This is a genomic window from Streptomyces sp. NPDC057302 (genome assembly GCF_042667685.1).
Taxonomy (GTDB): domain Bacteria; phylum Actinomycetota; class Actinomycetes; order Streptomycetales; family Streptomycetaceae; genus Streptomyces.
This window is the reverse complement of record NZ_JBHUZJ010000036.1, coordinates 13109-38908: the sequence shown is the minus strand read 5'-3', so window position 1 is coordinate 38908 and position 25800 is coordinate 13109. Positions and strand designations below refer to the sequence as shown.

The 25800-nt window shown below is 71.3% G+C and carries 19 protein-coding genes; 10 read left to right on the top strand and 9 right to left on the bottom strand.

Annotated elements, in window-relative coordinates:
• Positions 1-106: 106 nt before the first annotated feature.
• Positions 107-655: an acyl-CoA thioesterase gene (locus ACFUPX_RS24230; RefSeq protein ID WP_383326236.1), complete on the top strand. Its 549-nt coding sequence runs from the start codon at positions 107-109 to the stop codon at positions 653-655.
• 18 nt (positions 656-673) lie between these two features.
• Here ACFUPX_RS24230 and ACFUPX_RS24225 read toward each other — a convergent pair whose 3' ends face one another.
• Entirely contained in the window at positions 674-2032 is a 1359-nt protein-coding gene (locus ACFUPX_RS24225) for an LCP family protein (RefSeq protein ID WP_383326368.1), read from the bottom strand.
• 297 nt (positions 2033-2329) lie between these two features.
• Here ACFUPX_RS24225 and ACFUPX_RS24220 point away from each other — a divergent pair, with 297 nt between their 5' ends.
• On the top strand, positions 2330-3370 hold the full coding sequence (locus ACFUPX_RS24220; protein ID WP_383326233.1) for a glycosyltransferase family 2 protein: 1041 nt from the start codon (positions 2330-2332) through the stop codon (positions 3368-3370).
• Between the two features lie 42 nt (positions 3371-3412).
• Here ACFUPX_RS24220 and ACFUPX_RS24215 read toward each other — a convergent pair whose 3' ends face one another.
• From ACFUPX_RS24215 to ACFUPX_RS24200, 4 genes are all read right to left on the bottom strand, one after another.
• Positions 3413-4990, bottom strand: a complete 1578-nt coding sequence (locus ACFUPX_RS24215) for an LCP family protein (protein WP_383326365.1) — start codon at positions 4988-4990, stop codon at positions 3413-3415.
• 148 nt (positions 4991-5138) lie between these two features.
• On the bottom strand, positions 5139-6869 hold the full coding sequence (locus ACFUPX_RS24210) for an LCP family protein (RefSeq protein WP_383326230.1): 1731 nt from the start codon (positions 6867-6869) through the stop codon (positions 5139-5141).
• Between the two features lie 227 nt (positions 6870-7096).
• Positions 7097-8392, bottom strand: coding sequence for an LCP family protein (locus ACFUPX_RS24205; protein ID WP_383326227.1), 1296 nt, complete (start codon positions 8390-8392; stop codon positions 7097-7099).
• A 184-nt stretch (positions 8393-8576) separates the two neighbouring features.
• Positions 8577-9332, bottom strand: a complete 756-nt coding sequence (locus ACFUPX_RS24200; RefSeq protein WP_383326224.1) for a TIGR03089 family protein — start codon at positions 9330-9332, stop codon at positions 8577-8579.
• A 138-nt stretch (positions 9333-9470) separates the two neighbouring features.
• Between ACFUPX_RS24200 and ACFUPX_RS24195 the strand changes: the two genes are divergently transcribed.
• The 3 genes from ACFUPX_RS24195 (at position 9471) to ACFUPX_RS24185 (ending at position 13258) form a co-directional block, all read left to right on the top strand.
• Entirely contained in the window at positions 9471-10886 is a 1416-nt protein-coding gene (locus ACFUPX_RS24195; protein WP_383326221.1) for an N-acetylmuramoyl-L-alanine amidase, read from the top strand.
• Between the two features lie 176 nt (positions 10887-11062).
• On the top strand, positions 11063-12145 hold the full coding sequence (locus tag ACFUPX_RS24190) for a sugar phosphate nucleotidyltransferase (protein WP_383326218.1): 1083 nt from the start codon (positions 11063-11065) through the stop codon (positions 12143-12145).
• A 102-nt stretch (positions 12146-12247) separates the two neighbouring features.
• Positions 12248-13258 (top strand): DNA-3-methyladenine glycosylase family protein, encoded by a 1011-nt coding sequence (locus tag ACFUPX_RS24185; RefSeq protein ID WP_383326215.1) that lies wholly within the window; start codon positions 12248-12250, stop codon positions 13256-13258.
• A 243-nt stretch (positions 13259-13501) separates the two neighbouring features.
• Here ACFUPX_RS24185 and ACFUPX_RS24180 read toward each other — a convergent pair whose 3' ends face one another.
• Genes ACFUPX_RS24180 through ACFUPX_RS24170 form a run of 3 tightly spaced genes read right to left on the bottom strand, consistent with a single transcriptional unit; the run spans position 13502 to position 16366 of the window.
• Positions 13502-14851, bottom strand: coding sequence for a coenzyme F420-0:L-glutamate ligase (locus ACFUPX_RS24180; RefSeq protein WP_383326362.1), 1350 nt, complete (start codon positions 14849-14851; stop codon positions 13502-13504).
• Between the two features lie 8 nt (positions 14852-14859).
• Positions 14860-15816, bottom strand: a complete 957-nt coding sequence (gene cofD, locus ACFUPX_RS24175; RefSeq protein ID WP_383326212.1) for a 2-phospho-L-lactate transferase — start codon at positions 15814-15816, stop codon at positions 14860-14862.
• A 34-nt stretch (positions 15817-15850) separates the two neighbouring features.
• Positions 15851-16366 carry a cysteine dioxygenase gene (locus ACFUPX_RS24170; protein WP_383326209.1) on the bottom strand — a complete coding sequence of 172 codons (516 nt, stop codon included), beginning with the start codon at positions 16364-16366 and terminating at the stop codon, positions 15851-15853.
• 638 nt (positions 16367-17004) lie between these two features.
• Here ACFUPX_RS24170 and ACFUPX_RS24165 point away from each other — a divergent pair.
• The 3 genes from ACFUPX_RS24165 to ACFUPX_RS24155 all read left to right on the top strand — a co-directional run bounded on the left by ACFUPX_RS24165 (position 17005) and on the right by ACFUPX_RS24155 (position 22645).
• Complete coding sequence (locus tag ACFUPX_RS24165; RefSeq protein WP_016642094.1) at positions 17005-17268, top strand: WhiB family transcriptional regulator; 264 nt, start codon at positions 17005-17007, stop codon at positions 17266-17268.
• Between the two features lie 215 nt (positions 17269-17483).
• Positions 17484-21149, top strand: a complete 3666-nt coding sequence (locus ACFUPX_RS24160; protein WP_383326205.1) for a glycosyltransferase family 2 protein — start codon at positions 17484-17486, stop codon at positions 21147-21149.
• Positions 21146-22645, top strand: coding sequence for a DUF5719 family protein (locus ACFUPX_RS24155; protein ID WP_383326202.1), 1500 nt, complete (start codon positions 21146-21148; stop codon positions 22643-22645). The genes ACFUPX_RS24160 and ACFUPX_RS24155 overlap by 4 nt, the downstream gene beginning before the upstream one ends.
• Positions 22646-22647: 2 nt before the next feature.
• Here ACFUPX_RS24155 and ACFUPX_RS24150 read toward each other — a convergent pair whose 3' ends face one another.
• A complete protein-coding gene (locus ACFUPX_RS24150) occupies positions 22648-23109 on the bottom strand; it encodes a metallopeptidase family protein (RefSeq protein ID WP_383326359.1) in 462 nt (153 codons plus the stop codon).
• Positions 23110-23463: 354 nt separating this feature from the next.
• On the opposite strand from ACFUPX_RS24150, the gene ACFUPX_RS24145 reads away from it, so the two are divergent.
• Together ACFUPX_RS24145 and ACFUPX_RS24140 are read left to right on the top strand one after the other, a co-directional pair.
• Positions 23464-23841 carry a DUF3499 domain-containing protein gene (locus ACFUPX_RS24145; RefSeq protein ID WP_383326200.1) on the top strand — a complete coding sequence of 126 codons (378 nt, stop codon included), beginning with the start codon at positions 23464-23466 and terminating at the stop codon, positions 23839-23841.
• A 199-nt stretch (positions 23842-24040) separates the two neighbouring features.
• A complete protein-coding gene (locus ACFUPX_RS24140; RefSeq protein ID WP_383326197.1) occupies positions 24041-25657 on the top strand; it encodes an L-lactate permease in 1617 nt (538 codons plus the stop codon).
• Positions 25658-25800: the final 143 nt, after the last annotated feature.

Here is a 25800-nt window from a genome sequence, read left to right as displayed (position 1 = left end):
CTACGTGCCTCACAGGGCAGGCGGGATTTCGGTTCAGGGCTGTTGCAGAGCTGATGCAAAGCGGCAGGGCGCGGCCAGGACATTCGTCAGACTTAGGGTAGAGCTCATGACAGACCTGGCCCCTGGCGCGGAATCGGAGATTCCGGGCAAGCCGACCTCGGCATCCCGCACGACTCTCAGCCACATCATGAGCAACGGCGACACCAACCTCCTCGGCACCGTTCACGGTGGCGTGATCATGAAGCTGGTGGACGACGCCGCGGGGGCCGTCGCCGGCCGGCATTCGGGCGGGCCCGCGGTCACCGCGTCCATGGACGAGATGGCCTTCCTGGAGCCCGTGCGGGTCGGCGACCTCGTCCATGTGAAGGCGCAGGTGAACTGGACCGGGCGCAGCTCCATGGAGGTCGGCGTGCGGGTCCTCGCCGAGCGCTGGAACGAATCGACGCCCGCGCAGCAGGTGGGCTCCGCCTACCTCGTCTTCGCCGCCGTCGACGCGGACGGCAAGCCGCGGAGCGTGCCGCCGGTGATCCCGGAGACCGAGCGGGACCGGCGCCGCTACCAGGAGGCGCAGATCCGGCGCACGCACCGCCTCGCGCGGCGCCGCGCCATCAAGGAGCTGCGGCAGGCGCGGGCCGCGGAGGGCCTGGACGACTGAGGGCCCTTGCGCATCGCCCTACTGGCAGCCCACCTGGTCGCCGGTCAGTGCGCCGAACTCGCCTTGGTAGGCGTCCTCCGCCCGCACCGGCCTGACCTGCTTGAAGTCCTGGCCCGCGAACACCTTCAGGGTCGCGCCCTGCCCGTTCACGGCCTTCAGCACGCTGCCGGGCAGCGCCGTCGCCAGCGACTTCGCCGAGCGGTCCCAGCGCGGGTCGTACGCGACGACCGTGCGCGCCAGCGGCCTGCCCACCAGGTTGCCCGGCGCCCGCGTCGTCCGGAAGCCGGTGGACCGCAGCGCGGTGTCGACCCGCTTGCCGAGGCCCGGCGTGCCCGCCGCGTTGTCGACCTGCACCCGGATCTGCTGCGGCGACACGTCGACGATGGCCTTGCGCTTGGCCCCGTGCGCGGCCAGCGGACGGTCGTCGCGCAGCGCCTGGAAGAGCCGCGCCGACCGCTTCGGGTCCCACTTCAGCGTCGACCCGATGCCCGGCACCATGACGCCCTTGCTGCGCAGCGGCACCGTCGTGAACTCCGACGAGCGAGGCGAGAAGCCGCGCATCGCCCGCCCCAGGGCGAGCATCTCGTTCGTGCCGAAGCCCTTGTCGGCCCGGACCGAGCCGAGCAGCGTCCTGGACACGTCGCGGAACTTGAGCGGGTTGAGCAGCACCCCGCCGCTGGTGGCCTTCGAGATCAGCGCCGCGAGGAACCGCTGCTGGCGCTGCATCCGCCCCAGGTCGGACGAGCCGTCGACGTGCCGGGTGCGGACGTACTGCAGCGCGGCCCCGCCGTTCAGCCGGTGCGTGCCGACGGCCAGATCGAGTCCGGTGTACGAGTCCTTCAGCGGGCGGGTGGTGCAGATGTCGACGCCGCCGAGCACGTCCACGGTCTTCATGAAGCTGGTGAAGTCGACCTCCATGTAGTGGTCGATCTTGACCTTCGTCATGTTCTCGACGGTGCGCACGGTCAGGTTGGGGCCGCCCTCCGCGTACGCGGCGTTCATCTTGACCGGATGCGGCCGGTGCTTGTCGCCGGAGTTCCGGTCGATGTGCTCGGGCATCTCGGCGTAGCTGTCGCGGGGCAGGCTCACCACGCTCGCGCGGTCCCGGTCCTCCGAGAGGTGCACGATCATGATCGTGTCCGTGCAGTGGCAGGGCGCTCCGCCGAGGCGGTACTTCTGCTTCTCGGCCTCGGTGATCTTGTCCCGGCCGTCGGTGCCGACGAGCAGCACGTTCATGCCGTTGCCGCCCTTGGGCCGGTTCTTCATGTCCTTGAAGGCGTCGACCCGGCTGATCTCGGTGTCGAGACTCGTGACGACCCCGTGCCCGATCCCGGCCGCCGCGAGCACGGTCACGGAGAACCCCGTCGCCACCCGCATCACCCAGCGTGGCCGCCTGCGCTGCTTGACCGGCCGCCCCGCGGACTGCTGCGCGGGCTGCCTCGCACGTGGCGGACGTGGACCACGCGGTGGCGGGGTGGGGGAGCGGCGGGGCGGTGTGGGCACGTGAAGGGACACCTCCGCGGTGACGGGCCTGTCCGGGACGGGTGGGGGGACCTGGGAGGACCTGAGACGGGACGGGGAACGCGAGAACCGTAGGCCCATACGATCTGCGACCCGGGGCGCCAGGCCGGGCGGCGCGCGCCGGTGTCCCCCATTCGCGGTAACGTGACGCCGATGAACGCGACGCCCGACGTGCAGCTTCCTGCCGTATCCGTGATCATGCCGGTGCTCAACGAGGAACGGCACCTGCGTGCTGCCGTACAAGCGATCCTCGAGCAGGAGTACGAGGGTGAGATGGAGGTCGTCGTCGCCCTCGGCCCCTCCACGGACCGCACGGACGAGATCGCCGCCGAGCTGGTCGCCGAGACCGCGGGCAACCGCGCGAAGGTGCAGACCGTCCCGAACCCCACGGGGCGCACCCCCGCGGCCCTGAACGCCGCCATCAAGGCCTCCAGCCACCCGATCGTGGTGCGCGTGGACGGCCACGGCATCCTCTCGCAGGGGTACATCGCGACGGCCGTACGCCTCCTTGAGGAGACCGGCGCGCAGAACGTCGGCGGCATCATGCACGCCGAGGGCGAGAACGACTGGGAGCACGCGGTCGCCGCCGCCATGACGTCGAAGATCGGCGTCGGCAACGCGGCCTTCCACACCGGTGGCGCGGCCCAGCAGGCGGAGACCGTCTACCTCGGTGTCTTCCGCCGCGAGGCCCTGGAGCAGCAGGGCGGATACAACGTGGAGTTCATCCGCGCCCAGGACTGGGAGCTGAACTTCCGCATCCGCGAGGCCGGCGGGCTCATCTGGTTCTCGCCCGAACTGAAGGTGCAGTACCGCCCGCGGCCCTCGGTGCGCGCGCTGGCCAAGCAGTACAAGGACTACGGCCGCTGGCGGCACGTCGTCGCCCGCTACCACGAGGGCTCCATCAACCTGCGCTACCTCGCGCCGCCGACCGCGGTCTGCGCGATCGCGGCGGGCGTCGTCGTGGGCGCCCTGGTCACGCCCTGGGGCTTCGTCGTCCCCGCCGGCTACCTCGCGGCGATCGCCGCGGGCTCACTGCCCGCGGGCAAGGGGCTGCCGCTGAAGGCGCGTCTCCAGATCCCGGTGGCGCTCGCGACCATGCACATGTCGTGGGGCTGGGGCTTTCTGACCAGCCCGCGCTCGCTCGCCAAGCGGGTCATCGCGTCCCGGCGTCCGGCCGTTCTCAGCGAGGCCTGAGCACAGCCGAACGGACCCGGCCCACCAGTGGTGGGCCGGTGCTCACTTCCAGGTGAACTGCGGATCCACGTGCATGCACGCCTTCTTGTCCGAGCCGTTGAGCGCCTCGGCCGATTCCGGCGTCTTGTCGCCCTGCTTCGCCTTGGGAGGAGCGTTCCCCTCCCGCCAGTCGGCACCGACGACCAGGGTCACCCCGGAGACGTCCGTCGACTTCTTCACCGAACTCAGCTTCATGCCGAGGGACTTGGCGACCCGCTGAGCGTCGCCCTCCAGATCGGCGGTGGGGAACCTGATGACGGTCCTGCCCTGCGCGAGAGCCGTCGTCGTGTCGGCCGCCGCCTTGGTGAAGCCCTTGCCCGCGAGGAGCTGGGTGACCGTGCTCGCGCGCCCGCTGACGGGCGGCTCGGTGTTCGTGCGGGTGCCGTTCTGCACCTGCACCGCGATCTCCCCGTCATCGGCCGCCGGGTCGTCCGAGACCTTCTCCTTGGCCGGCTTCTTCTTGCCCTTGCCGTCCAGTGAGACGTCGTCGCGTACGAGGCGGAAGAGCTGCTCGGCGTCGCCCGGCTTGGGGATCACCCGCGCGCCCACGTACTCGTAGGGCATGGTCGTCATCGTGGTCCGCTCCGGCGAGACCTTCTTGAGCTCGTTGCTCAGGTCGTAGAGCTTCTTGACGGTGCCCAGGCCGTCGTCGACCTTGAGCGCGTTCGTGGCCGTCTCGGCAAGCTTGCGCAGCTTGTTGGGGCTGCTCAGATTGGCGTTCTCACGCAGCTCGCGCACGAGGGCGTTCATGTACATGTGCTGGGCCTTGGCACGGCTTATGTCGGTGCCGCCGTCGAAGCCGTAGCGGGTGCGCAGCCACTGGAGGGCCTGCTTCCCCTTGACGGCCGTGGTGCCCTTCTCAAGCTTCAGCCCCGAGCCGTGGCCCTGGCTGTCGCGCGAGTGGATGTTGGCGTCCACACAGACGGGTACGCCGCCGATGGCGTCGGCTATGGAGACCACACCCGAGAAGTCGACCTCCATGAAGTGGTCGATGTGGATGTCGGTGAGCTTCTCCCAGGTGGCGACCGTGCAGCCGGGGCCGCCACGGCCGAGCGTCTGGTTGGTCATCGTGCGCTGCGCGGACGCCTCGTAGACCTTGCCGTCGTCCGGGTCGGTGCACTTGGGAATGTCGAGGAGCGTGTCGCGCGGCATGCTGACGACCGACATGTTCGTGCGGTCGGCCGACAGGTGGAGCAGCATCTGGACGTCGGCGAGCGGTGTGCCCCCGAAGGTCTCCTTGGCCCCGCCGAGCTTCTGGTTCTCCTTGGAGTCCCGCGCGTCCGAACCGATGAGGAGGATGTTCAGCGGGGTCTGGCCCGCCGCGTTCGGCGTGGGTTCGGGGGCCCGGTGCTCGCCGAGGTTCAGATCGTCGGTCTCCAGGTTGTTGTTCAGGTGCTGGTACCAGAGATAGCCGGCGCCGGCCGTGCCGAGTATCAGCACCGAGAGGATCGTCGCCGACCAGCGCAGTATCCGGCGGCGTCTTGGACGCGGAGTCCGGCCGCCACCACCCCCTCGACGACGCCTGTGGTGCCCGCTGTCCGCCGAGGGCTCCCCTCCCTCTCGCGGCGGGCCTTCCTCCAAGCCAAGACCACTGGCGTGCGGGGCGCGTGATCGCGCCCCCTCCCCACGCACGCTGCTTTTCCCCATCCCCTGCCCCTCCCCGCGCTCCCCGCGCTACCCCGAATTACGGCCATCCTGCGCCTGTTAGACGCAGAATGGCCGCTTCAGGTCACTTGGCACACACAGTCTTGTCCGCTTCGACCTTCTGGATGCCCTCCGGCGCCTTCGACGGGGTACTGATGGGCACCCCGGCCCCCTTGAAGTCGCTGCCGAGCGTCAGCTTGATGGCGGGGAGCCCCTGCGAGTTCTTCTCGCTCTTGCCGGGCTTCATCGCGGAGCCCGAGAGCCCCATGACGTCGGCGAGCCGCCGGGCCTGGTCGGCCTGGTCGGGTGCGTACTCCAGCGTCGTCTTCTTGAGGTCGGACGGCGCGTTGCCGAGCTGGCTGGCCTTGGACATGCCCTCAGTGTTCTGCAAGTACGTGAGAGTTGCCTGAGCGGCGCCGGTCTTCCCGCTGCCGTTGTAGATGTTCACCCGTACCTCGGAGGCGGCGGACTTGCTGCCCTTGAGCCGGGCGGCGACCTCCTTCTTCTCCGCCTTCTCCTTCTTCTTCACCGCGGTCAGCGACTCGTCGGCGCGCATCATGGCGAACAGCGGGTCGGCCTTGGCCTCGTTCACGACGACGGTCGTGTGGACCTTCTCCGCCGGGTTGTCGATCACGGGCACGGTCGCGAAGCTGAGGTTCTTCATGTCGAGCTTGCCGAGCTCCATGCCCAGGTCACGGAGTTTCATGATGTCCGCGATCTTGGAGTCGACCGTGAGCGCCTTCGTGCCCGCTTCGGCCAGCTTTATCATCTTCGACGGGCTGGTCAGCGTGTCGTTCGACTTGAGCTTGCGCATCAGCGAGCTGAGGAACTGCTGTTGCAGCTCGATGCGGCTCAAGTCGCCGCCGGTGCCCACGGAGTGGCGCGTGCGGACGAACGCCAGCGCCTCCTCGCCCTCGATGGTGTGCTTGCCCGCGGGCAGATCCAGGTGCGAGTCCGGGTCGTCGATGTCTTTGGCCAGGCAGACGTCCACGCCGCCGACCGCGCTGGAGAGCGTCTTGACCGCGTTGAAGTCGGCCACCATGAAGTGGTCGGGCACTATTCCGGTGATCTTCGTGACCGTACGCATGGTGCAGCTGGGCGTGCGGTCGCCCTGACCGAGGCTCTCGTTGAAGCGGGCGCTCTGCGTGCCGCCGATCGTCTTCTTGCTGCCGTCCTCCATCGTGGTGGGGCAGTCAGGAATGTCCGTGATCATGTCGCGCGGGATGCTCAACGCGGTGGCGTTCGTGCGGTCCTTGGAGACGTGCAGCAGGATCGTCGTGTCGGCGTGGCCGACGCTCCCCTTGTCGCCGTACTTCTCGTTGCCCTTGCCGCTGCGCTTGTCCGTGCCCATCACCAGGATGTTGATGGCGCGGTCCTTGCTGAAGCCGCCGGTGCTCGCGCCGTCGTCGGCGATCGAGTTGATGTTGTCGTTGAGGTGTTGGTAGTAGAGGTACCCGCCGACACCCGTCGCGACCAGGAGCAGGGCGAGCGAGCCGCCCGTCCACATCAGGATCTTCTTGCCCTTGGCCTTCTTCGGCTTCTGCTTGCGCCGCCCGCCCGCGGACTCCGGCTGCGGAGCCCGGCGTCTGCGCTGCGGCGGCACGTCGCGCTGTTCGTCACGGCGCTCGTCGCGTCGGCCGCCTTGGCCGCGCGTTCCCTGACGTGGCGTGGCCCGCGGAGATCTGCGGGGTCCAGGCACTGCCGACTGCCCTCCGGAAGGGCTCAGTCGCAGTTCGTAATCGCCGGTGTCCGGGTTGAGTACCCACTGGTCTGCGGGGTCGATGTTCTCCGCCCGCCCACGGCCTTGCGCGTCCACGGTTGTCTGCGTCCTCCGTCGGGGCCACGCGGCGCCATTCCCCCCTCAAGAAAGGCGCTCGGTCAGTCGTTCAGCGGTGCGCGGCCGAGAAGGGCCCTGCGCACCGGATCGCTCACACTATCCGGCCGGTTCAGCGTCGAACGACGCCGGTGACACATTCCACTCCCCTACAACTGGGCAATACGCCCTATTTCTTTGTGCGGGCGGTCTTGCGCTTGGGGATGGCTTTACTCGCAGGTCGTTCCGGCAGCCGTGTTGCCCCGGAATGTGGGGGCGGGACTCGGCGTATGAGAAGGGTCGTCCGGCTTCTCGTCGCTCTCGGAATCGTCGTGGTTCTCGTACTCCTCGGACTCGTCGTAACCCTCCGCCTGCTCCTCGACCGGGGCGGCTTCGGGCTCCTTGCGCGTCACTTGAAGGGGTGCGTCCGTTCGGAGTCGCGTGAAGAGTTCGTCCGCTGCGGGCTCGACGAGTTCATCCCGATTGGCGTCGTAGACATAGGACCGCCGGGGCACGGTGAGGAACTGCACCTGTTCTGTGGGGATGTTGCGCATACCGCGCACCAGTTCGTACAAACCACGCAAACTCGCCAGTGCGGGGTCCGTCGTGAGAGAAGAAGTGGCCGCGTCGAGAACGGGATAGAGCTTCGCCGGATTGAGCAGGACGTCATTGCTCTGCACCTTGTTGACGAGTGCCGCGAGGAACTGCTGCTGGCGGTCCATCCGGTCGGTGTCGCTGCCGTTGCCGATGCTCTTGCGGGCGCGCACGTAGCCGAGCGCCTGCTCGCCGTTGAGGGTGTGCCGGCCGGCCGGGAGCTTCAGGCGCGCGGCCTTGTCGTTGATCGGCTTCTTGAGGCAGACCTGTACGCCGTCCACCGCGTCGACCATGTCCTTGAACCCGGCGAAGTCCACGATCATGTGGTGGTCGACGCGGATCTTCGTCATCTTCTCGACCGTACGGATGGTGCAGGCCGTCCCGCCGAACTCGTAGGCCCAGTTGAACTGGGCGAACTGGGAGGTCGTCCGCGAACCGTCGCCCTTGCGGCAGCTGGGGATGTCCACCATCACGTCCCGCGGGATCGACACCGCGGTGGCGCTGCGCCGGTCGGCCGCGAGGTGCAGCAGGATCGTGGTGTCCGAGCGCTGGGTGCCCGGGTCGCGGCCGTACTTCTTGTTGCCCCGCCCGGAGCGGGTGTCGGAGCCGATCAGGAGGATGTTCTGCGCGCCGTGCACCAGCGCCGTCGGGCGCTCCTTGTCGTAGCGCGCGAGCTCCGTCGCGGCGTCGGTGTCCTTGGTGATGTTGCCGTCGAGCTTGTTGTAGACGGCCCACCCCGCGCCCCCGGCCACCAGCACGAGCCCGGCCACCCCCATGGCCGTCCAGCGCAGCCAGCGCCGCCTGCGCCGGGCGACGCCCTCACCCGTGGGGCTCGAACCCGCGCCGGGTGCGTACGTGGCCGGCGGCTCAGGCGGGGCGCCGTCAGGATCCGGGCGGTCCGGTCCGGCGGGCATGCCTGCGGTGTCGGACACGTGTACGGCCACCCCTCATCGCGACGTCGGTGCATGGTGCGTCTTACGACCATGGACCGACGTGACGCCGGGGGCCTGCGGGCCAGGGCCTCCCGTGGGCCGAACGGGGGACGCGGGGCCGTGGGGCCGTGGGGGAGGGGACGGACGGGCGAGGGGCGGAAGGGGTGGCGTGCCGGAGCGCGGGCTACTTGGCGGTGGCGGTGACCCGCTCGTCCTCGATCCGCTTCGCCAGGCTCTCGTCGCCGAGCCGGTCGAGGTGGCGGCAGAGCACCACGGAGCCGCCGGCCGCCAGCGGGGCGTACAGACCGGAGCTCAGGCCCTCCCAGCTGTCGTACGACAGACCGGAGAGCAGCCGGGAGCCCGGCGCGAGCCCCAGCGCACCGGCGTCGGCGCGGGCCCGCTCCACCAGCTCCGCACCCGTCAGCTCACCGGCGCCGCCGACGGCGAGGGCGGCCTCGTCCGGGCCCACGGGGGCGTACGGAGCGAAACGGTCGCCCTGGCCCGGCACCTCGACGGCGTAGTCCGCGAAGCCTTCGGGGGCCTGCGGGAAGCGTCCGCCCAGCGGCCGGAGCGCGAGGGCGACCCGCTCGCCGGAGCAGGCCCGCGCCGCGTCGAGGGAGTCGGGGCCGCTGACGACGAGGTCGGCGCGGGCCGGGTCGCCGCCCACGTCGGCGACGACCCCGACGGACGAACAGGCGAGCAGCCAGACCGCCGTCTGCCAGTGCGCGGGAAGCAGCAGCGCGAGCCGGTCGCCGGGCTCGGCGGCGAGATCGCCCTGGAGCAGATTGGCGGTCTTGGCCACCCAATTGGCGAAGGTGGCCACGGACAATTCGACGCGCTCGCCCGTGGCGTCGTCGTAGAAGGTGATGAGCGGGCGGCCCGGGTCCGCGGCGAGCGCGGATCGCAGCAGGTCGGCAGGGGTGCGGTCGGTGGCGTTCACGGGCGCAAGGGTACGCGGGGGCCCCGCGGGTCCCGGGCGTGGCGGGGGAGTGCGGGCCACCGGTTCGGCGGACATGAGCCGACGGTCCGTCAATTCCCCAATGGACAGATATCTTCGGCTATGCGGACCATCGGTTGTATGCGTGGACTTCTAGCTTCCTCGATCGGCGTCACGTGCGCGGCCGCCCTGGCCCTTCCCCTCACCCTGCCGTCGTCCGGCGCCCGCGCCGCGACCCCGGCCGCGGAGCCACCGGCGGGGCGCTCCGCGGAATCGGTGCCGGGCAGTACGCAGTCACTCCCGCTCGCCCCCATCGACTCCGACCGCTCCGGCGGCGCGTCCCGCGAACAGGGGCTGCTCCAGCGGGAGGTCCGGCCCTTCTCCCTCGTGGGCGTCGTCTGGGACGACCCGGACGACGAACTGCACGGCAGCGTCCAGGTCCGTACGCGTGCCAGCGGCACCGGTACCTGGTCCGGATGGCAGCCCGTGGAGACCCACAACCACGAGCACGCCGCCGACCTCGACGCCTTGGAGCGCGCCTCCGGCCGGGTCCGCGGCTCCACGGCGCCGCTGTGGGTCGGCGGCTCGGACGGCGTCGAGATCCGCGTACGGGCAGAGGCGTCGAAGCCCCGCCCGGCCGCGGGCTCTCCCGCCGGTTCCTCCGTCCGTTCTCCCCTCGGCTCTCCCACGGAGCAGGCCCTTCCGGCGGGTCTGCGCCTCGAACTCGTCGACCCCGGCGCCGAGCCGCCCCCGCAGGGCTCCCAGCCCAAGGGCCCCAAGGGCACCCCCTCCACGGTCCTGACCGCAGAGACCGCCGCGTCCTCCGCGGTCAACGCGGACCTCGCCCCGATGGGCGCCACCGCCATCCCCGCGCTCAGCAGGAAGGAGACGCAGGACGACCTGATCGCGGCCCGCGGCGGTCCACAGGACGCCGTGGGGAAGGCGAGGCCCTATGTGGGACCCCGGCCGCGCATCGTCACGCGCAAGGGCTGGGGCGCGGACGAGAAGCTCCGCGAGAAGCAGTTCGGGTACACGAAGACCGTGAAGGCCGCCTTCGTGCACCACAGCGCGACCGGCAACAACTACCGCTGCTCACAGGCGAGCTCGGTCCTGCGCGGCATCTACCGCTTCCACGTCAAGAGCAGCGGCTGGCGGGACTTCGGCTACAACTTCGCGGTCGACAAGTGCGGAAACATCTACGAAGGGCGTGCCGGAGGTGTGGCCAAGCCCGTCCTCGGGGCCCACACTCTCGGTTTCAACACCAACAGCATGGGCATCGCCGTCCTCGGCAGCTTCGGCTACTCCAACCCGCCCGCGGCCGCCGTGAACGCCATCGCCCGGCTGACCGCCTGGAAGCTCGGCCTGTACGGCGCGAACCCGCGAGGAAAGACATATCTGAAGTCAGGGGGTGGCAATCTGTACAAGAAGGGCAAGAACGTCCGGCTCCATGTGATCTCCGGGCACCGTGACGGATTCGCCACGGAATGCCCCGGGAGTCGCCTGTACAAGAAGCTGGGCAAGGCCCGGTCGTCCTCGGCCCGTTTCCAGGGCCGCTGAGGCCGGACCGCACCGCACCACCGGCACTCGACAGGTACGCGACCGGTGCTCGGCCGGTACCACAGCGCACACCGCACGACCCGCACGGCGCACTGCACGATCTGCAAAGCCATCTGCATACACTGGCCGGCCGCGACTCAAGTTCGGCCGGCCCCAGCAGGAAGCAGAGACGACAGGTGACAGAAGCGATCCTCCTGGTCGGCGGCAAGGGAACCCGGCTGCGTCCGCTCACGGTGCACACCCCCAAACCGATGGTTCCGGCGGCGGGCGTCCCGTTCCTCACCCACCAGCTGGCGCGGGCCCGCGCGGCAGGCGTGGACCACATCGTCCTGGCGACCTCGTACCTCGCCGAGGTCTTCGAGCCGCACTTCGGGGACGGCTCGGCCCTCGGCCTCCACATCGAGTACGTCACGGAGACCGAGCCCCTGGGCACGGGCGGCGCGATCCGCAACGTGGCCTCGCGCCTGCGCTCGGGACCCGACGAGCCGGTCCTGATCTTCAACGGCGACATCCTCACGGGCCTGGACATCCCGGCCCTGGTCACGACGCACGAGGAGTCGGGGGCGGACGTCTCCCTGCACCTCACGAAGGTCACCGACCCCCGCGCCTTCGGCCTCGTGCCGACCGACGGCACCGGCAGGGTGCAGGCCTTCCTGGAGAAGCCGCAGACCCCCGAGGAGATCGTCACCGACCAGATCAACGCGGGCGCGTACGTGTTCCGCCGCTCGGTCATCGACACCATCCCCGTGGGCCGTCCCGTCTCGGTCGAACGCGAGACGTTCCCCGATCTGCTGGCCTCCGGAGCCCACCTCCAGGGCATGGTCGACTCGACGTACTGGCTCGACCTGGGCACGCCCCAGGCCTTCGTACGCGGCTCCGCCGACCTGGTCCTGGGCCGCGCACCGTCCCCCGCGATCCCCGGCCGCTGCGGCGACCGCCTGATCCTGCCGACCGCCACGGTCGCCCCGGACGCGAAGCTCACCGGCGGCACGGTGGTCGGCGAGCACGCGGTGATCGGCGAGGGCGCCCGGGTGGACGGCAGCACGATCCTCGCGGGCGCGGTCGTCGAACCGAACGCGGTGATCACGGACTCCCTGATCGGCGCGGACGCGAGGGTGGGCGCCCGCACGATCCTGGCGGGCGCGGTGATCGGCGACGGAGCGATGGTCGGCGCCGACAACGAACTGCGGGACGGCGTACGGGTGTGGTGCGGGGCGGAGCTGCCGGCGGGGTCGGTGCGTTTCTCCTCGGACCAGTAGAGGGCTTCGCAGGTTTTCGACGCGAGGCAAGGCCCCTGCGCCGGAGCGGGTTTTCGGGAAGGGGCGGGGTAGGGGACAGAGAAAGCCCCTACCCTCGTACAGATGTCATCCCGTTTCGCCCCCCGCACCACCCCCACCCGCACCACAGTGCGCGGCGGCGAAACGGCGATCCCCCAGGGCATGCCCCGCCAGGCCACAGCGGCAGCGATCCGCACCTGGACCCCGCCCCACCCCCTGAACCTGGGCCTGACCCTGGGCCCTCTGCGAAGAGGCCCCGCGGACCCCACGTTCCGCGTGACCCCCGACGGCTCGGCCTGGCGGGCGAGCCGCACCCCCCAGGGCCCCGGCACGCTCAGAGTGGCCCAGCGCGGCGACACGGTGGAGGCCGAGGCCTGGGGCGAGGGAGCCGACTGGCTCCTTGACCAGCTTCCGCAGCTCCTGGGCGCCTCGGACACCCCCGAGGACTTCACCCCCCGCCACCGCCTGCTCGCGGTAACGGCGCACCGCCGCCCCGGCCTGCGCCTGATCCGCACGGGCCTGGTCCTGGAGTCCCTGATCCCGTCGATCCTGGAACAGAAGGTCACGACGGACGAGGCGTACCGCGCCTGGCGCCTACTGGTCCGCAAGTACGGCGAACCGGCCCCGGGCCCGGTCCCCGCCCAGCTCCGTATGCACGTGATGCCGGACCCGAGGACCTGGACGCTGATCCCGTCCTGGGAGTGGCACAAGGCGGGCGTGGACGACAAGCGCGCGTCGACGATCCTGCGTACGGCACGCGTGGCCGCGCGCATGGAGGAGGCGGCGACGATGGCCCCGCCCGAAGCGCAGGCCCGCCTGGAACTGATCCCGGGCATCGGCCCCTGGACGTCGGCGGAGACCATCCAGCGGAGCAACGGCGCCCCGGACGCGGTCACGGTGGGCGACCTCCACCTGCCCGGGATCGTCGGCCACGCGCTTGCGGGCGACCGCACGGCCGACGACGAGGAGATGCTCCGCCTCCTGGCCCCCTACGAGGGCCAACGCCACCGAGCCGCCCGCCTGATCCTCCTGAGCGGCCGCACCCCGTCCCGCAGAACCCCAAAAATGCCCAAAACAGACATCGCAAAGCTCTGACCTCCGGCCCTACGAGGGACACGAGGAACTACAACGAACCCGCAGCTGACGAACCGGCCTTATAAGGGGCGCGAGGAACGGCGCGAGCAACCACATCGAACCCGCAGCCGAAGAACCGGCCCTATAAGGGGCGCGGGGAACTGCGCGACAAGCCCCCACAGCCCCGCAGCCGACCCCAGAACCCACAGCCACCCCGTCCCAGGCAGGCCGGCCGCCCCGCCCCGCACCCCGGGGCGAGCAACCTCAACGAACCTCGACGAAGTCCCCCACATCCCGCGGAGCCCGAGCCGCAGGCTCACCCGCCGCGTGCCCGACGGCAACCGCCCCCATCGGGTCCCAGGAATCCGGCAGCCCCAGAACGTCCCGTACGACATCCCGGCAGAACATCGTCGAAGAGACCCAGGCGGAGCCAAGCCGCTCCCCGGCAAGCGCGACCAGGAAATTCTGCACCCCGGCGCCCGCCGCGACGACGAACATCTCCCGCTCGGCCGCGTCCCGCCGAGCATCCCCGTACGTATGAGAGCCGTCCATCACCAGACAAGGCACCACCAGGTAGGGCGCCTTGCGCAGCACATCCCCCCGCCGCACCCGCTTCGCGACGGACTCCGCGGACTTCCCGTCCCGCTCCAGGTCCGCGACCCACGCGTCCCGCATCGCGTCGAGCAGCCGCACCCGCGACTCCCGCGACTCCAGCAGGACGAACCGCCACGGCGTCGTGTGATGCGGCGCGGGCGCGGTCACCGCCGCCGCCACGGCCCGCCGCACGGCCCCGGGATCCACCGCCTCGTCCGTGAACTCCCGCACGGTCCGCCGCTGCGTCACCGCCTCGCGCACGGCCTCGGACGTACCGAGCCGGAACATGTCGTCACGAGAGTCGCGCACCATGACCCGGGCCCCCGCACCGGCCGCGTCGCTCTCCCCGACGACGTGCGAAAGCCCGCGGACCACCGCGACCGGCAGCCCGCCCGCCTTGCCCTTGACCAGGTCACCGGCGGCGGCCAGCTCGTCCGCGGTGGCGACGACCGTCGCGCTCAGCGGATTGCCGTACGCGTCGACGCCGCCCCGCAGGTCGTCGAGGACCCGCACGCCCGCCGCCCCGATGGCGACATCGGTCAGCCCGGTGCGCCAGGGCCGCCCGAAGGTGTCCGTGATCACGATCCCCACGTCCACGCCCAGCGCGTCCCGCAGCCCGTCCCGCACCGCACGCGCCGAGGCGTCGGCGTCCTCGGGCAGCAACAGCACCGTGCCGGCGGGAGTGTTGGAGGCGTCGACTCCGGCGGCGGCCATGACGAGGCCCTGCCGGTTCTCGACGATGCGCAGGGTCCCGCGCCGCGCCACGACCCGCACGGTCTCCGCGTCGATCGCCGCCTCGCGGTCGCTCGCCTCGACGATCCGGCCCTCGGCCTTGCTGACGATCTTCGAGGTGACAAGGAGTACGTCACCGTCGGCGAGCCCCGGCTCCGCGGCGGCGATCAGCTTGGCGAGATCGTCCCCTCGGCGCACCTCGGGCAGCCCGGGAACGGCCCACACCCGGAACGACGGCCCGCCCCCGGAAAACCCGGCCTCGGAAGCCCCGGCCCCGGAGGAGCCCACGGAGGAACTCACGCCCGCACCTCCTCCGCGAGGGCGAGCGCCGCACGCGCCATCTCGGCGGTCGCGTCCATGTCGCTCATCATCAGCGGAATCGCCCGGCACTGGATCCCGGCCGACTCGATCCGCTCCACGACCCCCGCGTCCACGGTGTCGACGAGCCAGCCGTCGAGCAGCCCGCTCCCGTAGTGCTCGGCGACCGCGGCGGCCGTCGTCTCCACGCCCACCGCGGCGAGCACCTTGTCGGCCATGCCCCGCACGGGGGCGTCCCCGACGATGGGGGAGAGGCCGACGACGGGCACGCCCGCGTCCGCGATGGCCTCGCGGATCCCCGGCACGGCGAGGATCGTCCCGACGCTCACCACGGGGTTGGACGGCGGGAAGAGCACGACGTCCGCGTCGGCGATCGCCTCCAGGACGCCGGGCGCGGGCTTGGCCTGGTCCGCGCCGACCGGCACGACGGCGTGCGCGTCCACGGACGCCCGCAGCCGCACCCAGTACTCCTGGAAGTGCACGGCCTTCTGCTCGCCGTCGACCGTGACGGCGACATGCGTCTCCACGCGGTCGTCCGACATCGGGATGAGCCGCACGCCGGGCTGCCACCGCTCGCAGAGCGCTTCCGTCACCGCGCTGAGCGGGAATCCGGCGGCCAGCATCTGCGTCCGCACGATGTGGGTGGCGAAGTCCCGGTCGCCGAGGCCGAACCACTCGGGGCCGACCCCGTACGCCGCGAGTTCTTCCTTGACCTTGAACGTCTCGTCCGTACGCCCCCAGCCCTGCTCTTCGTTGATGCCGCCGCCGAGGGTGTACATCACGGTGTCGAGGTCGGGGCAGACCTTGAGCCCGAACAGGTGGATGTCGTCACCGGTGTTGCCGATGACCGTGATGTCCGCGTCAGGCGCGGCTTTCTTGAGCCCGCGGAGGAAACGGGCGCCGCCGATACCGCCGGCCAGGACCACAATGCGCATGGGCCCAAGCATGTCAGGCAGGTACGACAGTGCGTCAGGCGGTTACGACATCTCCGGCCGCCGGAGCGGTGGCACGCACGCCGCACTGGGCCGCGTGCATCGGCATGTCGGTCAGGCCGGGGTAGTAGACGTGCAGGCTGACGGCCGGTTCCAGGGAGTCGTTGACGACCTCGTGGACGTACCCGGGCGCGAACACGCGCTGGGCGCCGGCGCCGAGCGCGCGCTGCCCGCGCTCCGTACGCTCCGTCAGTTCACCCTCCAGGACCGTGAGTACGCCGGAGGAGAGGCCGTGGTCGTGCGATCCGCTGCCCTGTCCCGGCACCCAGGAGAGCAGCCAGACCTCGTAGCCGGGACCCGTGCGCAGCCGGTGGTACCACCGGCTCGTCGCGTCGTACTCGACGAGGTGGGCCCACTGCGCGCGGTCGGCCGCGATGGTGCGGGCCAGGCCGACGAACTCGGCCACGGTGGCCGGGTGCTCGCGGGCGGGCTGCAGGAGGTGGGGGACTTCGAGGATGTCGCCGGCGATCTGGAGGTCGCTGTCGCTGTTCATGGTGCGGTGGTTCCTCAACGTGAGTGCTGGGGTGTCGCGAGGGAGGGGTGGAGCGGGCTCAACGGCTGGAAGCGGTATGGCTCAACAGCTGGAGCAGGAACAGCGACAGCGCGCGTGGACAGCACCGAGGAGCCCGCTGGTGCGGGTCGTCGAGAGTGCCAATTTTGCGAGCATGCCCACTAGAACAGCGGCTCACACCTTCTCTGTCAACTCTATGTCCGGTATGTGGGATATGTTTCACCTCATCCGGTTATTCTCTCAGGTGAAAGGTTTGTGCAGTGGGCACACGGGACACATCGCGCTTCAACCGGCGCGTAAACCCCGGCGTGATCCCGTGACCCGAATGTGATCCTCTTCGCTTCGGTGCACAGGCCGCAACGGGATCGATCTCCGTGACGTCCTTCCCTGATGAGGGCGGTCGCGGAGCGCCTCGGGATGGGCCACCGGCAGGTGACGTGGTTTATGCCGATTTGAACACTTTCCGCATTAGCTTGGTTCCGCAGGGTGAATAAGGGACCCAATAGCAGATCTCGGCTTGACTGGCCCGGATCGGCACACTTGTAATTTCACTCGTGTCGTTCAGCCGAAATCGGTAACGGCAAGCACCACGGGGACGCACAGACAGACGAGGGGCGCACATGACCGAGCTGGTTCAGGAACTGCTGGTCGAGGACGCGGACGAGGAACTCGGCTGGCAGGAGCGCGCGCTGTGCGCCCAGACCGATCCCGAGTCCTTCTTCCCGGAGAAGGGCGGCTCCACGCGAGAGGCCAAGAAGGTCTGCCTCGCCTGTGAGGTTCGTTCGGAATGCCTTGAGTACGCACTGGCGAACGACGAGCGATTCGGTATCTGGGGCGGCCTTTCGGAGCGCGAACGCCGCCGTTTGAAGAAGGCCGCCGTCTGAACGCGAGCTGGTTCCTCCGACCGTCCGCCCGAACAACCGCCCGACCAAACGGCACACACCCCTACGTAAGGAACAGCCCGTCGCCCGTGGGTTATCCACAGGCGGCGGGCTGTTGTGATGCCAGCCGTTAGTGTGGGGCCCCGTCCGAGACGCCCCGGCGCCCCCATGAAGCGCAGGCGTCCACCGCAGTCCATCGAACCGGGGCCCGTACCTCGATGTCCGTGCACAGCCATTCGGCAGCCTCCCACCACGACGCTGCCGCCCCTGAGTTCCCGCGGCACGTCGTGACCGCCGTGATCGTCTCCCACGACGGCGCCCGCTGGCTGCCCGACGCCCTCGCCGGCCTGCTCGGCCAGGACCGCCCGGTGCAGAACGCCGTGGCCGCGGACACCGGCAGCGCGGACGACTCCGCACGCCTGGTCACCGAGGCACTCGGCCCCGACCGCGTCCTGCACCTGGCCCGGCGCTCCGGCTTCGGCACGGCCGTCGACGAGGCGAACCGCACCGCCGGCGTGCTGACCCCGGAAGAACTGCCCTATCTGAAGCGCCCCAGCGGCTGGGACCCGGTCAGCCGGTCCTGGCGCGACGACGCCTACGACCTCCCGGACCTGCCGCACGGCGAGCCCGAGCAGTGGCTGTGGCTGCTGCACGACGACTGCGCGCCCGAACCCGGCGCCCTCGCCGAGCTGCTGCGCGTCGTGGAGAACGAACGCGAGGTCGGCAAGGACGTCGCGATCGTCGGCCCCAAGCTCCGCGGCTGGTACGACCGCCGTCAGCTTCTCGAGGTCGGCGTCTCCATCGCCAACAGCGGCCGCCGCTGGACCGGCATCGACCGCCGCGAACAGGACCAGGGCCAGCACGACCACGTACGGCCCGTCCTGTCCGTGTCCACCGCGGGCATGCTGATCCGGCGTGACGTCTTCGACGAACTCGGCGGGTTCGACCGACGGCTCCCGCTCATGCGGGACGACGTCGACCTGTGCTGGCGCGCGCAGAACGCGGGCCACCGCGTCCTCGTCGCCCCCGAAGCCGTCGTACGGCACGCCGAGGCCTCCTCGCGCGAGCGCCGCACCGTCGACTGCGTCGGGCGTACGTCGACGTCGCCGCACCGCGTGGACAAGGCGGGCGCCGCCTACACCCTGCTCGTCAACGCGCGTACGGCCGTGCTGCCCTGGGTGCTCTTCCGGCTCGTGGTGGGCACCCTGCTGCGCACGGTCGCCTATCTGGTCGGCAAGGTGCCGGGCCAGGCCGTCGACGAGGTCGCCGGTCTCCTCGGGACGCTGCTGCGGCCGGGTCGGATCGCCGCCGCCCGCAAGCAGCGCGGCAAGTCGGCGCTCGAACCCGCCGAGATGCGCCCGCTCTTCCCGCCGCCCGGTGCCACCGTGCGCGCCACCGTCGAACAGGTCGCGGGCAATGTCGTCGGCCGCTCCGACCCCGAGGCCGTCACCGGCGCGGGACGGCACGGAACCGTCGAATCCGGCCCCGGCGGAGACGACGCCGACTTCCTCCAGGTCGAGCAGTTCGCCCGGTTGAAGCGCCTGGCCCGCAAGCCGGGGCCGATGCTCTTCGTGGTGCTGCTCTTCGTCTCGCTCATCGCCTGCCGCGAACTCCTCGGCGGCGGCGCCCTCGCGGGCGGCGCGCTGCTTCCCGCCCCCGGTGACTCCTCGGCCCTCTGGGCGCGCTATCTCGACGCCTGGCACCCGGTCGGCACCGGCGGCACACAGTCGGCGCCGCCCTACCTGGCGCTCGTCGCGGGGCTCAGCACCCTGCTGTTCGGATCCACCGGACTCGCCGTCACGGTCTTGCTGGTCGGCTCGGTTCCGCTGGCGGGGTTCGCCGCCTACTTCGCGTCGCGGCCGCTGGTCGAGTCGCGGCTGCTGCGCGCCTGGGCTTCCGTCGCGTACGCCTTCCTGCCGGCCGCCACGGGCGCGCTCGCGGGCGGACGCATCGGCACCGCCGTCCTGGCGATCCTGCTGCCGCTCATGGCGCGCGCGGGCATCGCCGCCAGCGGACTGACCTCCTCGGAGGGCAACCGCGGGAGCTGGCGCGCCTCGTGGGCGTTCGCCCTGCTCCTGACGCTCACCACCGCCTTCACGCCGATCATGTGGCCGATCGCCCTGGTGCTCGGCCTCGCGCTCCTCGTGGTGCGCAGGGGCGACATCACGGCGTACGGGCCGCGCTTCATCGCCGCGCTCGGCACCCCGCTCCTGATCCTCGCCCCCTGGTCGCTCGCGCTGCTGCCCTTCGGCTTCTTCGGTGAGGCGGGCCTGGAGTTCGGCGCGGGCTCCGCGACCGGGTTCGACCTGCTCGGGGGCAGCCCCGGCGGCCCCGGGACCGTAGACGGGCTGCTGCTCATCGGCATCGTGCTGGCCGCCCTCGCCGCGCTCCTGCGCACCGAGCGGCAGCTCGCCGTCCGCACCGCCTGGATCGCCGCGCTGGTCTCCCTGGTCTTCGCGGTGCTCTCGAACGGCTCGGCGTGGGCGGGTCCCGCCACCCTCGGCTACGGCATCGCGCTCCTTGCCGCCGCCGCGCTCGGCGCCGACGGCGCACGCACGCGTGTCGCCGAGCAGAGCTTCGGCTGGCGTCAGCCGGTCGCCGTCCTCATCGCCTTCGCGGCGGCCGCCGGGCCGCTGCTCGTCGCCGCCGGGTGGATGATCCGCGGCGCCGACGGCCCCCTGGAGCGGCGCGACCCGGTGCAGGTGCCCGCGTTCGTCGCCGAGGAGAGCGGCACGCAGGACCAGGCCCGCACGCTCGTCCTGGACAGCGACTCGCCCGCCCAGGTGGCGTACACGCTCGTCCGCGGCTCCGGCGCCCGCCTCGGTGACGCCGAGCTCGCCGACGCGGGCGGCTCGAACCAACACCTCGACAAGATCGCCGCCAGGCTCCTCGCGGGCTCCGGCGCCGATCAGGCCGACCAGCTAGGCGGCTTCGCCGTCCGCTACGTACTCGTACGCGACGGCGCCCCCCGCCAGATGAGCCGCACCCTGGACTCCACGCCCGGCCTCACCCGGCTCAGCCAGGAGGACGGCAGTGCCCTGTGGCGCGTGGACCGCCAGGTCTCGCGCGCCGCGATCGTGCCCGAGTCCGGCGATCCCCTGCCCGTCGCCGCGGGCCCCGTCGAGCTGCACACGAACATCCCGGCAGGCGACGAGGGCCGCACCCTGCGCCTGGCCGACGCGGCCGACGACGGCTGGACGGCGACCCTGGACGGCAAGCCCCTGACCGGGACCACGCTGGACGGCTGGGCGCAGGGCTTCGCCCTGCCCGCCACCGGAGGCCGCCTGGACGTCGTCCACGACACGCCCGCGAGCCACACGGGCTGGCTGTGGGCCCAGGGCGCGCTCGCCGTCGTCCTGGTGGTCATGGCCCTTCCCGGACGGCGCCGGCACGTGGACGACGACCTCCCCGACGAGCCCGTCATCCCGGCGCAGCCCGTCGAGGGCGAGGGACGCAGGGCACGCAGGCTGCGCGCCGCCCAGGCCGAGCAGGACGCCGCGCAGGAGGCCGCCGGGCAGGACGACGCCGGTACGCCTCCGCCTCCTCCGCAGGAGGAGGCCTTCGCCGCGGTGCCCCAGCAGCAGTCGTACGACGAGTGGCAGGCCCCCGCCCACACGGGCGCCGACTACGGCACGTACCAAGGCGAGCAGCAGTACCAGGAAGCGCAGTACCCCGCGGGCGGCTACGACCAGGGCGCGTACCAAGACCCCTACCAGGGCGGTCAGTACGACCCGTACGCCTACGGGGGCACGCAGGGCGGCGGCGAGCAGTACGGGCAGTCGTTCGACGCCACGTACGGCCAGCAGCAGCCTCCGATGCCGCCCCAGCCCCCGCAGCCGCCGCACGGCACCGACAGTGAGCGCCCCGACGGGAGCCAGCAGTGAACCGCACCACCCAGTCCCTGATCGCCGCGGTGGCCGCCCTCGCCGCCGTCACCGGATTCGCCGTGGTCAACGCGCCCGACGGCAGCGGCGACGACGGCGCGAAGGCAGCCGCGCGGCTGCCCGTCGAGCGCACCAGCCTGCTCTGCCCGGTGCCCAGTTCGTCCGACCTCGCCGAGACCTCGTACACGGCGTTCACGCCCGAGGGCAAGGGCTCCGGCGATGCGGGCAAGGCGGAACTGCTGCCCGCGACGCAGGAGTTGACGGACGCTCCCAAGCACGGCGGCAAGGACAAGAAGAAGGCCGTCAAGCCCTTCCTGACCCAGAAGGCACCGGGCAAGCCCGTCACCGGCGAGGAGTCCGGCGGGGAGTCGCCCGCGCTCCTGGGCACCGCCGACGGCAAGCTGGCCCCGGGCTGGACGGTCCAGCAGACCACCAAGTACTCGGTGGGCAGTGGCCGCGGCCTCCAGGGCGCCAACTGCACGGCGCCCGACACGGACTTCTGGTTCCCGGGCGCGAGCACCGCCAAGGGCCGCAGCGACTACGTCCACCTGACCAACCCGGACGACTCGGCGGCCGTCGTCGACATCGAGCTGTACGGCAAGGACGGCGCCCTCAAGACCGAGGTGGGGGAGGCGATCCAGGTCCAGCCGCACTCCAGCGTCCCGGTCCTGCTGTCCACCCTGTCGCCCAAGGAGCAGACCAACCTGACGATGCACGTGACCGCGCGCAGCGGCCGGGTCGCGGCCGCCGTGCAGTCGTCGGACGACAAGCTCGGCGGCGACTGGCTGCCCGCCTCCGCCGACCCCGCGACCCGCCTGGTCCTGCCCGGCATCCCCAAGGACGCCACGTCGGTGCGTCTGGTCGCCTTCGCGCCCGGCGCGGACGACGCCGACCTGAAGGTGCGACTGGCCGCGCCCAGCGGCTCGATCAGCCCGGCGGGGCACGCGAACCTGCACGTGAAGTCCGGCATGACGACCGCGGTCGACCTCGGTGACGTCACCAAGGGCGAGGCGGGCTCACTGGTCCTGACGCCGACCGAGGACGCGGCACCGGTGGTGGCCGCCCTGCGCGTCACCCGGGGCAAGGGCGCCGACCAGGAGACGGCGTTCATCCCCGCCACGAACACGATCGGCACGCGCGCGACGGTGGCCGACAACCGGGCCAAGGGCTCCACGCTGTCCCTCGTCGCCCCCGGCGGCACCGGGAAGGTGCGGGTCACGGCCTCTGCGGGCTCCCAGGGCGGCTCGCCGACGAGCAAGACGTACACGGTCAAGGGCGGCACAACGCTGGGGGTCAAGGCTCCCGTCCCGAGCGGCCTCAAGGGCACGTACGCACTCACGGTGGAACCGGTGTCGGGGGCCGACGTCTACGCCTCGCGCATGCTGGAGGACCCGGAGGACGGCGTCCCGATGTTCACCGTCCAGACCCTGCCGGACGACAGGGGCACGGTGTCGGTGCCGAAGGCGGAGCAAGACCTGAAGGTGCTGCAGAAGTAGGTTCAGTCCTCGCCGTAGCGCGGGTCCACCGACTCGGGGGAGAGGCCGAGGAGCTCGGCGACCTGCTCGACCACCACTTCGTGGACGAGCGCGGCCCGCTCGTCGCGCCCCTTGGTCCGGATCTCCACCGGGCGCCGGTAGACGACCACCCGGGCCGGCCGCCCCTCGGAGGCCTCGATGATGCCCCCGAGCGGCACGACGTCGTCGCTCCAGTCGTCCTCGCCCGCGCCGCCGCCCCGGCCGAGCGCGGGGACCTCGAGCACCAGGAACTCGATCTCGCTGAGCTGGGGCCACCGCCGCTCGAGACGCTCCACGGAGTCCTGCACCAGGTCGGTGAAGACCTCGGCGCGGCTGGCGGACAGCGGCACCTGGGGCGGCGCCACGGGTCCGCGCATGCCCCGGCCGTGGCGGTCGCGGCGGCGGGGCCTCGGGTCTGCGGTGCGGGGCTGTACGGGGTCGTCCATCACTGACGAAGAGTAGTCCTCGAGATCGCCGTTTCCGCACAGCTTCGGGCCGCCTTCGGTGCGGCCCCCGCGACTCTTCCGCAGCGCGCGCGGCCTGTCGCCCGATGACCGTTCCGGCCAGGCTCGGGCCCGATTCCGTATCTCTCCGGGACCGCCGATCTCGCGATGAATGACGGGATTTGCGCCAAGTGGTGACCGGATTCAACACCACTGGTCACCCAGGCCCCTTGCGTCACCGCAGGTCAGCGAGGCGCCGCACGAGCGGGCCGTGGCGGGGATCACAGCACGACACGGTGGGGTGACCTCCCGGAGAGTCGTCGCGGCCCGCTCAAGAGTGCGGTACCGTCCAACATCGTGAGCCCTGTACGTCGCTGTTCGCGCACCGCTTGCGGCCGTCCCGCCGTCGCGACGCTGACGTACGTCTACGCCGACTCGACCGCGGTCCTCGGCCCCCTCGCCACCTACGCCGAACCCCACTGCTACGACCTGTGTGCCCAGCACTCCGAGCGCCTCACCGCGCCCCGTGGCTGGGAGGTCGTCCGCCTCGCCGACGCCTCCGGTCCGGCCCGCCCCAGCGGCGACGACCTCGAAGCGCTCGCCAACGCGGTGCGCGAGGCGGCCCGCCCGCAGGAGCGCGCGGCGGAGGCGGGCGGCTCGGGCCCGCGCAGGGCGGATCCGATGGAGGTCGCGCGCCGCGGCCATCTGCGGGTGCTGCGCTCACCGGATTCCTGAGCGCCCCTCAGTACGGCACCTCGGTCCGGCCATCCGTAACGCCCCTCTCCGTAGAGCTCTGGCGTCTCCGTAGACCCCTGTCGTTGATTGCTGAACAGCTTCTCGCGCGCGACCCATTGACGTGCGCATGCCGTCGACACGACCATTCCCCCACTTGTGAGAGATCACCTTCCGCATCACGGAAACCGGGGAGCCGTCCGTGTACGTGCAGCAGCTGGAGCCCGTGGCCGATTCGCTCGGCCTGTCCGCCCTCATCGCGACCCTGCCCCTCCTCACCGTCCTCGTCCTGCTCGGCGCCGTCCGCATGAAGGCCCACCACGCGGGCCTCATCGGCCTCGGTGTCGCCGCCCTGGTCGCCTTCCTCGCGTACGGGATGCCGCTCGGCCAGACCGCGTCCGGCGCCGCGCAGGGCGCACTCTTCGGGCTCTTCCCCATCCTGTGGATCGTCGTCAACGCCCTGTGGGTGTACCGGATGACGGTGCGCACCCGGCACTTCGACATCCTGCGCCGCTCCTTCGGCCGGCTCTCGGACGATCCGCGCATCCAGGCACTCGTCGTGGCCTTCTGCTTCGGCGCCCTCCTTGAGGCGCTCGCCGGCTTCGGGGCACCCGTCGCGATCTCCGCCGTGATGCTGGTGGCGCTCGGCTTCGACCCCGTGAAGGCCGCGGTCGTCGCCCTCGTGGCCAACACCGCGCCCGTCGCCTTCGGCGCCATGGGCACCCCCGTGGTGACGCTCGCGCAGGTCACCGGGCTCCCGCTGGACACCGTCGCCACGGTCGTCGGCCGCCAGACACCGCTGCTCGCCCTGGTCGTGCCCCTGCTCCTGGTCGGCCTGGTGGACGGGCGGCGCGGCCTGCGCGAGACCTGGGTGCCCGCCCTGGTGTGCGGATTCGCCTTCGCCGCCGCGCAGTTCGCCGCGTCCAACTACGTCTCCGCCCAGCTGGCCGACATCGGGGCGGCGTTGGCGGGCGCCGCCGCCCTCATGGCGGTGCCCAGCGCACGCAAACCCGCCGCGGAGCCCGTACGCGTGGCGGTCCTCACCGGCGTACGCAGCGAAGACCTCGACCAGGACGACCCGCGCCCCGAGATCCTGCGCGCCTACGCCCCCTACGCGCTCATCGTCGCCATCTTCTCGGTGGCCCAGATCCCGCCGGTGAAGGACCTGCTGGCCAAGGCGACGCAGACCTTCGACTGGCCCTTCCTGAACGTCGCGGGCCCCGACGGGGATCCGGTCGGCGGCAACCTCTTCTCGCTGCCGCTCGTCGCGACGGGCGGGACGCTCGTACTGCTCGCCGGTGTGGGCACGGCGGCCATCATCGGGGTGCACGCGCGCGTGGCGGTGCGTGAATGGCTCTCGACCGTGCACGAACTGCGGTTCGCGATCCTCACCGTGACGTCCGTGCTCGCCCTCGCGTACGTGATGAACCTGTCCGGGCAGGCCGCCACCATCGGCCACTTCGTGGCGGCGGCGGGCGCGGGGCTCGCCTTCCTCTCGCCGGTGCTCGGCTGGTTCGGCGTCGCGGTCTCCGGCTCGGACACCTCGGCCAACGCGCTGTTCGGCGCGCTCCAGGTGACGGCGGCTCAGCAGTCCGGGCTCTCGCCCGAACTGCTCGCGGCTGCCAACAGTTCGGGCGGTGTGCTCGGCAAGATGATCTCCCCGCAGAACCTGACGATCGCCTGCGCGGCGGTCGGCCTCGCGGGCAAGGAGGGCGATCTGCTGCGCAAGGTGCTGCCCTGGAGCCTCGGCCTGTTGCTGGTGATGTGCCTGATCGTGGTGGGGCAGAGCACGGTGGTGCTCGGCTGGATGCTGCCGTGACGAGAACCTGACGTCGACCTGCGACGACTTGACGATGCTCACAGCTGGTTGTCAGTCGTTGCGGGTAGTTTGGGGTGACCGACGAGTGCGTGACGAGGCGTGACGAGTGCTCTTCGAATCCGCTGAACTCGCAGAACCTGCAG

Coding starts and splice junctions, on each gene's coding strand:
- ACFUPX_RS24230 (WP_383326236.1), top strand. CDS start 107: ATGACAGACCTGGCCCCTGGCGCGGAATCGGAGATTCCGGGCAAGCCG.
- ACFUPX_RS24150 (WP_383326359.1), bottom strand. CDS start 23,109: ATGGACGACCCCGTACAGCCCCGCACCGCAGACCCGAGGCCCCGCCGC.
- cofD (WP_383326212.1), bottom strand. CDS start 15,816: ATGCGCATTGTGGTCCTGGCCGGCGGTATCGGCGGCGCCCGTTTCCTC.
- ACFUPX_RS24170 (WP_383326209.1), bottom strand. CDS start 16,366: ATGAACAGCGACAGCGACCTCCAGATCGCCGGCGACATCCTCGAAGTC.
- ACFUPX_RS24160 (WP_383326205.1), top strand. CDS start 17,484: ATGTCCGTGCACAGCCATTCGGCAGCCTCCCACCACGACGCTGCCGCC.
- ACFUPX_RS24195 (WP_383326221.1), top strand. CDS start 9,471: ATGCGTGGACTTCTAGCTTCCTCGATCGGCGTCACGTGCGCGGCCGCC.
- ACFUPX_RS24225 (WP_383326368.1), bottom strand. CDS start 2,032: ATGCGGGTGGCGACGGGGTTCTCCGTGACCGTGCTCGCGGCGGCCGGG.
- ACFUPX_RS24220 (WP_383326233.1), top strand. CDS start 2,330: ATGAACGCGACGCCCGACGTGCAGCTTCCTGCCGTATCCGTGATCATG.
- ACFUPX_RS24165 (WP_016642094.1), top strand. CDS start 17,005: ATGACCGAGCTGGTTCAGGAACTGCTGGTCGAGGACGCGGACGAGGAA.
- ACFUPX_RS24185 (WP_383326215.1), top strand. CDS start 12,248: ATGTCATCCCGTTTCGCCCCCCGCACCACCCCCACCCGCACCACAGTG.